The sequence below is a fragment of the Streptomyces minutiscleroticus genome (genome assembly GCF_014650875.1).
GTDB classification, from domain to species: Bacteria; Actinomycetota; Actinomycetes; order Streptomycetales; family Streptomycetaceae; genus Streptomyces; species Streptomyces minutiscleroticus.
Window position 1 is genome coordinate 1 of record NZ_BMVU01000141.1, and the last position, 4,646, is coordinate 4,646.

A 4,646-nucleotide genomic window follows, 5' to 3' on the forward strand; every position below is an offset into this window, starting at 1 on the left:
GACTCATCCAGCAACCGACGCCCCATACCCACCCACTGCGCCCCCTGACCCGGGAACACGAACACCGACCGGCCGCTCACATCCGCCGCGCCCGAGACCACCGACGGTGTCGTCCCGCCCTGCGACAGGGCGGTGAGCCCGTCGCCGAACTCGTCATGGCCCGTGCCGACGACGACGGCCCGCTCGGTGAGGGCCGCACGTCCGGTGACCAGGGTGCGGGCCGTTCCGGCGAGGTCGGAGGCGGGACGGCCCTGAGCGTACGCGGCCAGGCGTGCGGCCAGGTCGTGCAGAGCCGGCACCGAGGCGGCCGAGACCACCCAGGGCAGCGGGCGTGCGGTGGGCTGCGCCTCCGTGGCCCCGTCCCGTCCCTCCAGTACGCCGTCCTTCGCCTGCTCCGGCGTGTCGTCCGGAACGTCGTCCGGCGCCTCCAGGATGACGTGGGCGTTGGTGCCGCTGACGCCGAAGGCGGACACGGCGGCCCGGCGGGGACGGCCGGTGTCCGGCCAGTCACGGGCGTCGGTGAGCAGGGCGACGCCACCGGAGGACCAGTCGATGTGTGAGGAGGGCGCGTCGACGTGCAGGGTCCTGGGCAGCCGGCCGTGGCGCAGTGCCTCGACCATCTTGATGACGCCGGCCGCTCCGGCCGCGGCCTGGGTGTGTCCGATGTTGGACTTCACCGAGCCGAGCCACAGGGGACGGTCGGCCGGACGGTCCTTGCCATAGGTGGCGATAAGGGCGTGGGCCTCGATCGGATCGCCGAGCGGGGTGCCCGTGCCGTGCGCCTCCACCGCGTCCACCTCGTCGGGGGTGAGACGGGCATGGGCGAGTGCCGCCCGGATCACCCGCTCCTGCGACGGGCCGTTCGGTGCCGTCAGGCCGTTCGACGCACCGTCCTGGTTCACCGCCGAACCCCGCACCACCGCCAGCACCTCGTGTCCGAGGCGCCGGGCGTCCGACAGGCGCTCCAGCAGGAGCAGGCCGACGCCCTCCGACATGCCGAACCCGTCGGCTCCGTCGGCGAACGCCTTGCTGCGGCCGTCCGCGGCGAGGCCGCGCTGCCGCGAGAAGCCGATCAGCCCCTCCAGCGTGGACATCACGGATGCGCCGCCTGCCAGAGCCAGCGTGCACTCGCCGTTGCGCAGCGCCTGCGCCGCCAGGTGCAGCGCGACCAGCGACGACGAGCAGGCGGTGTCCACCGTGACCGACGGGCCCTCCAGGCCGAGGGTGTAGGAGATGCGGCCGGACAGGACGCTGCCGGCGTTGCCGGTGACGAGGTAGCCCTCGTCCGCCTGCCCGCTCGTTCCGTGGGTTCCGTAGTCCTGGCCGTGGGTGCCGATGAACACGCCGGTGGGCGTGGCGTGCAGGCCGGACGGGTCGAGACCGGCCCGTTCGAGGGTCTCCCAGGCCACCTCGAGCAGCAGTCGCTGCTGCGGGTCCATGGCGAGCGCCTCGCGCGGGTTGATCCCGAAGAAGGCCGCGTCGAAGTCGGCGACACCGGTGAGGAAGCCACCGCCGCGGACGTAGGTCTTGCCGACCGCGTCGGGGTCGGGGTCGTACTGTCCGTCGAGGTCCCAGCCACGGTCGGTGGGCAGCCCGCCGATGGCGTCGCCGCCGGCCGCGAGGAACCGCCAGAGGTCGTCGGCGGAGTCCAGGTCTCCCGGGAAGCGGCAGCCCATGGCGACGATGGCGACGGGATCGTCGTCGGTGGCGGCCGGCACCGCGACGGTCGCCTCGGCAGGCGACTCCGCGGTGCCGTCGACGGCCAGTTCGGTCAGCAGGTGGGCGGCCAGCGCCGTGGGGGTGGGGTGGTTGAAGACGAGGGTGGCGGGCAGCCGCAGCCCGGTGGCGGCGCCGAGCCGGTTGCGCAGTTCGACAGCGGTCAGCGAGTCGATGCCCAGTTCCTTGAACGCCTTGCGGGCGTCCACCCCGTCCGCGGAGGCGTGCCCGAGCACCGCGGCGGCCGTGTCACGGACGAGGGCGAGCAGGGTCTCGGTGCGTTCGGTCGCGGGCAGGGCGGCCAGCCGTCGGACCAGGGTGCCCGCGGTGTTCTCGGAGCCGCCGGCGGCGGCCCGGCGCAGGGGGCGGGTGCGGCCGGCCGGCGTGAGGTCGCGCAGCAGGGGCGGCAGGTCCTCCTCCCGTACGGCGGCGGCGTCGAGCCGCATGGGCACCAGGGCGGCGCGGTCGGCGGTGAGCGCGGCGTCGAAGAGCGCGAGGCCCTGCTCGGCGGTGAGCGGACGGGTGCCGAGGCGTGCCATGCGCGCCAGGTCGGTGTCGCTCAGCCGGCCGCCCATTCCCGCGGACTCGGCCCACAGTCCCCAGGCGAGGGAGACCGCGGGCAGCCCGAGCGTGCGCCGGTGCGCGGCCAGACCGTCGAGGAAGGCGTTGCCCGCGGCGTAGTTGCCCTGCCCGGCCCCGCCGAGGACGCCGGAGGCGGAGGAGTAGAGGACGAAGGCGGCGAGGTCGAGTCCGGCCGTGAGCTCGTGCAGGTGCCAGGCCGCGTCGACCTTGGGGCGCAGCACCTTGTCCCACCGTGTGTCGTCCAGGGCCTCGATGACACCGTCGTCGACGATGCCGGCGACATGGACTACGCCGGTCAGGCGGTCCCCGAGGGCGTCGACGATCCCGGCAAGCGCGCTGCGGTCCGCGACGTCCGCCGCCTCGGCGCGGACGCGTACTCCGTGTGCCTCGAGATCGGTGAGCAGGTCCTCGGGGACGCCGGAGCGGGCGACGAGGACCAGTTCCGCGACACGGTGGACCTCGGCGAGGTGGCGGGCCACGAGCCGGCCCAGTCCTCCGGTGGCCCCGGTCACCAGTACGGTGCCGCCGGCCAGCGGGGACGGGTCGGCGGGTGCGGTCGCGGGGCCGGGCTCCGCCCGCCGCAGCCGCGCGACGGACCACTGCCCGTCCCGTACGGCGATCTCGGGCTCGTCGCCCAGCCCGTCCAGCGCGGCGGCGATCGCCGCCCCGGACCCGGCGTCCTCCTCCTCGTCCCCGTGGGTTCCGCCTCCGGTGCCGTCGCTCTCCACGAGCACGAACCGGCCGGGGTTCTCCGACTGCGCGGCGCGCACCAGTCCCCGCACGGTCTGCTGGCTGAGCTCCGCCCGCCGTACGACGACGGCGAGCCGGGATTCCGTGGTCCGCCCGTCCGCCAGCCATGCCTGCAGGGCGTGCAGCACGTCGCGGCCGACGGTGTGCGCGCGCTCCGGCACGCCGCGGGACGGGTCGCCGGTGCCTGCGCGCAGGACGACCAGCGGCGGCACCTCCCCGCCGTCGGCGATCCGGTCGTACGCCGACCACGCCGGGACCTCCGCCGTAACGGCCGTCCGTGCGGGCGCCCAGGTCACCTCGAACAGTCCGGCGTCGTCCCGCGAGGTGAGGGTCCGTGGGTCCACCGGCCGTACGGTGAGCGCCTCGACCTCCACGACGGGCGCGCCCGTCTCGTCGACGCCCCGGACGGACACGGTCTCCGGACCCGTGCGGCTGACCAGCACGCGCAGGGAGCGCGCGCCCGTGGCGTGCAACCGCACCCCCGACCAGGAGAAGGCCAGACGGGGTGTCTCGGGACCGGTGAAGAACTGCGCAACACCGAGCGGGTGCAGGGCCGCGTCCAGGAGCGCGGGGTGCAGGCCGTAGGCGTCCACGTCGGAGACCCCGTCGGGCAGCCGGAGCTGCGCGCGGAGTCGCCCGTCACCGAGCCACGCGGCCTCGACCGCGTGGAAGGAGGGACCGTACGCCACGGTCAGCCGCTCGTAGAAGCCGTCGAGGTCCAGCGGCCGGCCCTCGGCGGGCGGCCACTCCCCCACCCCGCCCTCCGCGGAGTCGTGCCCGTCCTCGGCGAGGAGGGTGGCGGTGGCGTTCTGCTGCCACGGCCGCCCTGGGCCTGTCCGGGTGAGCAGCCGTACGTCGCGCCGGCCGTCGTCGGCCTCCGTGACGTGCACCTGGAGGTCCGTGCCGCCCCCATCGGGGACGACGATCGGGGCGGAGACGGTCAGTTCCTCGACCGTCGGCGCGCCGATCCGGTGCCCGACGTGCAGCAGGGCGTCCAGCAGGGCGGTACCGGGCAGCAGGGTCACCCCGGCGACCCGGTGGTCCGGCAGCCATGGCAGCGTCTTCTCGGAGAGCCGCCCCGTGAACACCGCACTCTCCCCAGAGGTGCCGAGCAACAGTCCGGCCCTCAGCAACGGGTGTTCGGCCTTGTCCAGCCCGAAGGTGGTGACGTCGCCTGTGGAGCTGCCGGGTTCGAGCCAGTAACGCTGGTGCTGGAAGGGGTAGGTCGGCAGCTCCGACGCCCGCAGACGCCCCGCGTCCACGTTCAAGCCGTCGAACAGTGTGTTCCAGTCGACGGGGACACCCCGTACGTACAGTTCGCCGGCCGACAACAGGAAACGCTCCAGACCGCCGTCGTCCCGCCGCAACGTGCCCGCCACCACCACCGGAGCCTGCGTGTGCTCCTCCAACACCCCCGTCACACCGGGCACCAGCACCGGATGCGAACTGACCTCCACGAACGCCCGGAAACCCTCCCCCGCCAAACCGCTCACAGCATCCGCGAACCGCACCGTCCGCCGCAGATTGCGATACCAGTACCCCGCGTCCAGCTCCGGACCCTCCAGCCACCGACCCTCCACCGAGGAACGGAAGGGAAC

Annotated in this window: 1 protein-coding gene; it reads right to left on the bottom strand. The window is 74.4% G+C overall.

The features are described from left to right. Positions 1-4,628, bottom strand: a 4,628-nt coding sequence (locus tag IE271_RS40205; RefSeq protein WP_229919969.1) for a type I polyketide synthase, incomplete at its 3' end; no start/stop codon positions are given. Between the last annotated feature and the right edge of the window lie 18 nt (positions 4,629-4,646).